This window comes from Bartonella sp. CM120XJJH (assembly GCF_042194715.1).
In the GTDB taxonomy this organism is placed as follows: domain Bacteria; phylum Pseudomonadota; class Alphaproteobacteria; order Rhizobiales; family Rhizobiaceae; genus Bartonella.
Window position 1 is genome coordinate 1 of the sequence record NZ_JBHINE010000038.1, and the last position, 5,968, is coordinate 5,968.

Annotated in this window: 8 protein-coding genes and 1 pseudogene; all 9 read left to right on the top strand. The window is 41.3% G+C overall.

Going from position 1 to position 5,968, the window contains the following annotated elements:
• A partial coding sequence (locus ACFIKU_RS09150) for a hypothetical protein (RefSeq protein ID WP_375657327.1) occupies positions 1-438 on the top strand: 438 nt, incomplete at its 5' end.
• Positions 439-505: 67 nt separating this feature from the next.
• Positions 506-706, top strand: a complete 201-nt coding sequence (locus ACFIKU_RS09155) for a type II toxin-antitoxin system HicA family toxin (protein ID WP_007553727.1) — start codon at positions 506-508, stop codon at positions 704-706.
• A complete protein-coding gene (locus ACFIKU_RS09160; protein ID WP_005864994.1) occupies positions 703-1,098 on the top strand; it encodes a type II toxin-antitoxin system HicB family antitoxin in 396 nt (131 codons plus the stop codon). The genes ACFIKU_RS09155 and ACFIKU_RS09160 overlap by 4 nt, the downstream gene beginning before the upstream one ends.
• A gap of 319 nt (positions 1,099-1,417) precedes the next feature.
• Positions 1,418-1,734, top strand: a pseudogene (locus ACFIKU_RS09165) (hypothetical protein).
• A 3-nt stretch (positions 1,735-1,737) separates the two neighbouring features.
• Entirely contained in the window at positions 1,738-2,319 is a 582-nt protein-coding gene (locus tag ACFIKU_RS09170; RefSeq protein WP_375657328.1) for a hypothetical protein, read from the top strand.
• 368 nt (positions 2,320-2,687) lie between these two features.
• Positions 2,688-3,269 carry a hypothetical protein gene (locus ACFIKU_RS09175; RefSeq protein WP_375657329.1) on the top strand — a complete coding sequence of 194 codons (582 nt, stop codon included), beginning with the start codon at positions 2,688-2,690 and terminating at the stop codon, positions 3,267-3,269.
• Complete coding sequence (locus ACFIKU_RS09180; RefSeq protein WP_375657330.1) at positions 3,262-5,190, top strand: phage terminase large subunit family protein; 1,929 nt, start codon at positions 3,262-3,264, stop codon at positions 5,188-5,190. Before ACFIKU_RS09175 ends, ACFIKU_RS09180 begins: the two co-directional genes overlap by 8 nt.
• Before the next feature lie 3 nt (positions 5,191-5,193).
• Complete coding sequence (locus ACFIKU_RS09185; RefSeq protein ID WP_273724442.1) at positions 5,194-5,442, top strand: phage head-tail joining protein; 249 nt, start codon at positions 5,194-5,196, stop codon at positions 5,440-5,442.
• Positions 5,442-5,968, top strand: a 527-nt coding sequence (locus ACFIKU_RS09190; RefSeq protein ID WP_375657331.1) for a phage portal protein, incomplete at its 3' end; no start/stop codon positions are given. The genes ACFIKU_RS09185 and ACFIKU_RS09190, both read left to right, overlap by 1 nt.

Below are 5,968 nucleotides of genomic sequence, written 5' to 3' on the forward strand. Positions count from 1 at the left end.
GAACCCATGGATAAATTGGCAATTGAAATGCGTGCCAAACGCTTCTGTTTGACCATAGAAGAGGCTAAAAATCCGCTTTCCGGCACCTATATTGGGCGGCTTTATTTGCAAGGCGAAATAAATCAAGACCAATATGATGCTGCACAAAAATATCTTGAAGTGAAAAACAATTACCTCTGTGCAAAAGCCTTACCAAATGCAATTTACGATGAAATGCCTACAACTTCTGATAGCGGAGCAAGAGAGAAATGGGTACAGAAGGCAACAGAACATCTTTTAGCTGTAAAAGATGTTGTTCAAGAAGCTCAATGTTTACACCGTCAATATAACCTTCATGCCGCATTACAATATCTTGTCATAGAAGATCAATCACTACCACATCTTGTGCTCTCATTGCGCATTGCTCTTAATGTGCTTCATAAGCACTTTAGCCGTTAAAAAAGAATTGACATCAGATGAAAAATCATTAAAATGTGTATATATTTACACATTATGAGTTTAGGAAATGGAACAAGATAGCCGAAAAATCATTGCAAAATTAAAGCGTGATGGCTTTGAACTTGTCAAAGTAAAAGGTTCTCATCATAAATTAAAAAAAGATGGTAAGGTTGTTATTGTTCCACATCCTAAAAAAAATCTTCCGATTGGTACAGCACGTTCTATCGCACAACAAGCAGGTTGGTTAAAAAAAGGAGAAGAAAAATGAAAAGATTTTTTGCTCTTGTTCATAAAGATGAAGATTCTGCTTTTGGTGTTCAGTTTCCTGATTTTGAGGGGCTTTTTTCTGCTGCTGATGAGGAAGAAAATTTAATCGCAAATGCAACAGAAGCACTTCAACTTTATTGTGAAGATATAGATATAGTGCCTATTCCTTCAAAATTTGAAGAAGTCATACAACGGGAATCTGTCAAAACAGCTTTGTCAGAAGGAGCTTTTTTAATACAAGTCCCCTTTATTGAAAATGATGCAGAAGTGGTACGTACGAATATATCTATTGAAAGAGGGCTTTTGCGTGCAATTGATGATTGTGCACAAGAAAGAGGTTTAACAAGATCTGCTTTTTTGGCAACAGCAGCGCGTCACGAGCTTAATATTTAGATTTTCTTCTTTTTTGGCTGTGTCAATACATACCTTTTTGTTTCTAAAAACACCATATTTAGGTAAAAAAAATAAAAAAAACACAAGATAATGATTTTTTTGTTGACATGATGTGAAAAATCATATTTAATGACGCTACTGCACTAGTCTTATTGCGTCTAAAATTCAAAAATATCCCCTAAAAATTCAGTAAAATGTGATCTTCAAACGTGGCTAGAAAGTCCTGTTTTCTGGGGAATTCTGACTAATCTATTTTTCAAATAACAAAAATCAATATTTGACTAATGATGTCATTAATTATGACTCAAAAGGAGCGAAGATGAAAGCAATCATCACGAAGCCAATGTGTGTTGTTGGAGACAATAAAAGCACTGTTCGCTTTGAACCATCAACACCCAATAATCCATTTGTTGAAGTTTCTAATCAAGTCTACGCACGTCTCAAGCGCGCCAATGCTGCAAAACTTTTTGTTGACGTCAAGACAACAGCAAAAACAGATAAAAGGCAATTGAACAAATTAAGCAGATAAAACAAGAAGCCGTACAAACATCATCTGAATCAGTGACAGAGGAAATTCCACTCGAACAGCCAAAAGCATCTAAAGTTTCCAAGTCACCTACCCCCAAAAAGGCTTAGAAGTTGAAGTTAATCATCCACCAAAAATGGTATCTTCAACAGGTGAAGGATACCTTCACAAGTCTTCAAGCACCACGCCTTAATTGGGCTTTGCGTAATGCTATAAACACCTCTGCAAAACAAGTCGAACGCTTTACTGAAACACAAGTTGCCAAAGTTACATCCGCCCAATCAAAGCGTGTCAAAAAAGGGGTTTATATTAAAGGAAAGGCTACAGCAAAGCTTCTCGAGACAGATATCATTGGTTCTGGAACACCGATACCTCTTAAATTTTTTCAAGCAAGAGAAACAAAACGCGGTGTAACTTACACAATGTTTGGAAAGAAAAAAATCTTGCCCCATGCTTTTATCATGGGAGGCAGTTTTCCAAAACGTGTTGAGTTAAAAATGGGAGGGAATGTGTTTCAAAGAGATGATGGAGACCAATTCCCTATTGCAAAACAAGAGGGACCCTCAATTGCTGGAGTGATGTCCAAGCCAGAAATTGCAAGTGCTATTGTAAAAAAAGCCAATGAAAGATTAATTGCCAACATACAGTACCAACTTGCTCGTCAAGAATATGCCGCCAATAAGAAAGCTAAATAATGTTCTTAAGCTATGTCAACACACTACTCACTTTAATTGTAATTTTTAAAGCAGATTATCACTTGCGCTTTGGTTTTTTACAGAAAAAATACAATAAAATCAATGCAAAAGGTACTTCCCAGCGGGTTGGGTCTGTTGCGGGGCAGGACAGCGCGAACTATCGCTAGCGACAGAATTTTCAAATTGACTGTACATTGTACACTTAACTTATTGATAAATAATGATTTTAGTGTGTACAGTATGATATGTAAAATGTCTCCTTATCGCATTGAAGCCCGTTTTTCAGTTCGTGATGTAAAGCTTTCTTTCTTGGTACGCCGAAAGCCCCTTTCCTCAAGATGAGAAAAAAATCAAGGCAAGGAGCAACTATGAATAAGAAAACGCGTAAGGGTCTATCGGTTCGTGCGTTTGCAAAAAAGATGGGTGTTTCACATAATGCGGTGGTTTCTCGGATAAAGACAGGTAAATTTGATGCAGCTCTTTTTGAAGATGGTTCTGTCAATGAAGCCCTTGCCACAGCTATCTGGAATGAGAATCCAACAAAGCGCCCTGCTTCACTTTTAGCGCCGGATGGAAAGGTGCGGACAAAGATCAAACAAGCCTCCACAGATGGAGCCAATGAATACAAGATAAAACTGGAGCGGATGCAAGTTGCGCTAGCAAAAGAAAAGATTGCTCTGGAAAAGTTACGCGAAACAACTGTCGATCGTGAAGAAGTGAAAAAGGCAGCGCGTGAGTTTGGAAGAGCGCACCGTGATGCTATGTTGAATTTTCCTCATCGATTTGGTGCAAGCATTGCTGCACAAGTTGGATGTGATGCAGCCAGCCTTATTGGTGCTATTGATTATTATATGAGAACCGCTTTGCTTGAGGCGGTTAATATTCCAGTGCCTTTTCATGATCCTCATTCTCCAGAGTTAGAGAACTTGCAAGAAACGAATAATGGATGACAATGCAGTCGAAGAATTTTTTGCCAATGCTAATGACGCACGACAACCAGACCCACCGTACACGGTTTCGCAATGGGCCGACAAGAATAGGTATCTTAGTACTGTAGCAAGTGCTGAACCTGGATTGTGGAGAACAAAACGCACCCCTTATTTGCGCGAAATCATGGATAATCTTTCCTCTCACAAACCAATTGAAACAACCATTGTCATGAAAGGCGCGCAGATTGGCATGTCTGAAGCAGGCTTGAACTTCTGCGGTTATGCCATTCATTATAGTCCGGGACCCGCCCTTTATGTGATGCCAACGGTTGAGACAGCGAAGAAATTATCCAAAACCCGTCTTGACCCAATGATTATGGCAAGCCCTGCTTTAAGCGAACGCATTGCCCCAGCGCGGGCACGCGACAGCGGTAATACAATGTTTTCGAAAGAGTTTGATGGTGGGGCATTGATGCTTACAGGAGCAAACAGTGCAGCTGGTTTGCGTTCCATGCCTATTCGTTATCTGATTTTAGATGAGGTGGATGCTTATCCTCTCAGTGTGGATAACGAAGGTGATCCGGTGATGATAGCGGAAAAGCGGACCTCAACCTTTGTGCAGAGAAAGATTTTTAAATTGTCCACACCAACACACCGTGACACAAGCCGTATCGCCAAGGATTTCGTGCTAGGAGACCAGCGATATTATAATGTCCCTTGTGATGCGTGTGGTGTTCTACAGCCCATTGTTTGGTCACAAATCAAGTGGCCAAAAGGCGCCCCCGAAAAAGCTGTTTTTGTTTGTGCCCATTGTGGTCATGAACATGCCGAGCACAGAAAAACAGATCTCATGAGTGAAGAAAGAGGTGCGTGCTGGGTGCCAACCAGTGAATCAAGCAGACCGAATTTGCGTTCTTACCATATTTCAGCACTATATTCCCCTTGGCTTACTTGGGGGGAATGCGCCAGAGAGTTTTTAGATGCCAAGGATGATCCGGCGCTTTTGCAGCCTTTTGTCAATACAGTGCTTGGAGAGCCATGGGAGGATAGAACAGGCGAAGTTGTTGACCCTGATAGCCTCTATGCAAAACGTGAAGATTATTCCCTTGCACCAGAACAAGCTGTCGTGTTGACGGCAGGAATTGACGTACAAAATGACCGTTTAGAGCTTGAAGTGGTGGGATGGGGACGCAGTGAAGAAAGCTGGCATATTGATTATCACGTCATTCCTGGTGATCCTTCTTCTTTTGAAGTATGGGACCAATTGGATGAATATCTTACAAGACGCTGGCCGCATCTAGGTTACAAAGACGGCATCAAGATAACGGCTGCTTGTATTGATACCGGTGGTGGACACACACAAGCGGTTTATAATTATGTGCGCCCGCGTGAGGGACGCCGTATCTGGGGGATTAAGGGGCAAGCGGGATGGCGTGCGGTATGGCCACGCCGTCCAAGCAGAAACAACAAAGGACAGATTAATCTCTATATTGTTGGTGTTGATGCAGCAAAAGATATTATCACGGCACGGTTTAAAAAATCTGGTCCTGAAGCATCGGGGGCTGGTGCAACACACTTTCACAAAAACCTTGATCGGGAATATTTTGACCAGCTAACCGCTGAAAGAAAAGTCATTAAATATTTTAAAGGCTTTAAGCGTATTGAATGGCAAAAAAGCGAAAAAGCAAGAAACGAAGCCTTGGACTGTAGGGTCTATGCTTATGCTGCTTTACAAGGTCTGATTTCGGCAGGAATAAACCTTAATCGAGAAGTCGATATCTTAGAAGAGCGTTTGGAAAAACTTAAAATTGAGGGCTCTTTAGAGCAGCCAACACCAAGACATGCCCCCTCTCCTTCTCCAAGAAGATCTCAGACAGCACAACCTCAAAGGAAACAATCCAGAACGGTGATGAATCCTTATATGCAAGGGGATTGGAGGTAATTTATGGATACAGACTTGAACCAAGTAAACAGCAAAACTGACAGACTGGAAAGTTTAAAAAAGCGGCGTGAACAAATTGAAGAAGCTCTTTATTCGGGAGCACAATCGGTGCGCCATGGCGATAAGCAAGTCAGCAACCGTTCTGTTGAGGAACTGCGCAGAGCGCTTGAGATGCTGAACACACAAATAGCCAACCTTGAAGGACGCAAGCGTTCACGCGTTTTCTATTTTAATATATCACGAGGCTATTAATGGCTGGTTTTATCAATAAACTCACAGGCTTTTTTACAATTTCTCGTCAACACAACCCCCATTTTGAAGCGGCAAGCAAAAGCCGCCGTATGGGTGGTTTTGACCCCGCAAAAAAACATATTAATAAAGCCATTGAGGAATGCGGTGATACCATTGTTGCCCGTTCAAGATGGCTTTATGACAATGAAGCTCTTTATGGGTCTGCAACAGAAGAATGGGTCTCTGCGGCTGTAAGTGATGGGATTAAACCTTATCCTCGTATTGAAGGTTTTCAAGAAGAAAAGAAAAAGCTTTTAGACTTATGGTGGCAATGGGTTGATGAGGCGGACTATGATGAAGATGCCAATTTTTATGGACTTCAAGCAACCATTGCACGAGAGGTCTTTTTAACCGGAGAGTGCTTTGTAAGATTGCATTATGTTGATCTCTACGGACGCTCTGGTGTACCGCTTCAATTACAAGTTTATCCAACCGAAATGCTAGACCTTTCCTACAATGGACCGGCTGAGATTGAAGGCAATTACAT

Excerpts from the sequence above, each read along its gene's own strand:
- ACFIKU_RS09175 (WP_375657329.1), top strand. The coding sequence starts at position 2,688 with ATGAATAAGAAAACGCGTAAGGGTCTATCGGTTCGTGCGTTTGCAAAA.
- ACFIKU_RS09185 (WP_273724442.1), top strand. The coding sequence starts at position 5,194 with ATGGATACAGACTTGAACCAAGTAAACAGCAAAACTGACAGACTGGAA.
- ACFIKU_RS09180 (WP_375657330.1), top strand. The coding sequence starts at position 3,262 with ATGGATGACAATGCAGTCGAAGAATTTTTTGCCAATGCTAATGACGCA.
- ACFIKU_RS09160 (WP_005864994.1), top strand. The coding sequence starts at position 703 with ATGAAAAGATTTTTTGCTCTTGTTCATAAAGATGAAGATTCTGCTTTT.
- ACFIKU_RS09155 (WP_007553727.1), top strand. The coding sequence starts at position 506 with ATGGAACAAGATAGCCGAAAAATCATTGCAAAATTAAAGCGTGATGGC.